Here is a 387-nt window from a genome sequence, read left to right on the forward strand (position 1 = left end):
CGCCCAGGCCGGCCAACAGATGCGCCAACCGGTTCGACTCCTCGTCGAGCTCCCGGTAGGTCATCGAGTGGCCGTCGAAGGTCACCGCCGGCGCCTCGGGCGCACGCGTGACTTCGGCGGCAAATACCGCGGGAATCGATGCCACGGTTGACACCGTTCGGGCCAGCACCGCCCGGTTACCGACCTGATCCAGTCGAGCGTGCTCATCGGCATCGAGCACATCCACCGACGACAACCGCCGGCTGGGATCGGCGGTCATGGCCGCCAACACCCGCTGGAACCGCTCGATCAGCATTTCGATGCTGTGGGTGTCGAAGACGTCGGTGCGGAACTCCCCCGTCCCGCCGATCCCGGCGAGCTCACCGGCCTCACCCCAGCGTTCGGCCA

At 68.0% G+C, this 387-nt stretch carries 1 protein-coding gene; it reads right to left on the bottom strand.

Features of this window, described 5'->3' with window-relative positions:
- On the bottom strand, positions 1 to 387 hold a 387-nt coding region (locus tag B8W69_RS29585), incomplete at both ends, for an AMP-binding protein (protein ID WP_133058069.1).

This window comes from Mycolicibacterium vulneris (assembly GCF_002104765.1).
Lineage (GTDB): Bacteria > Actinomycetota > Actinomycetes > Mycobacteriales > Mycobacteriaceae > Mycobacterium > Mycobacterium vulneris.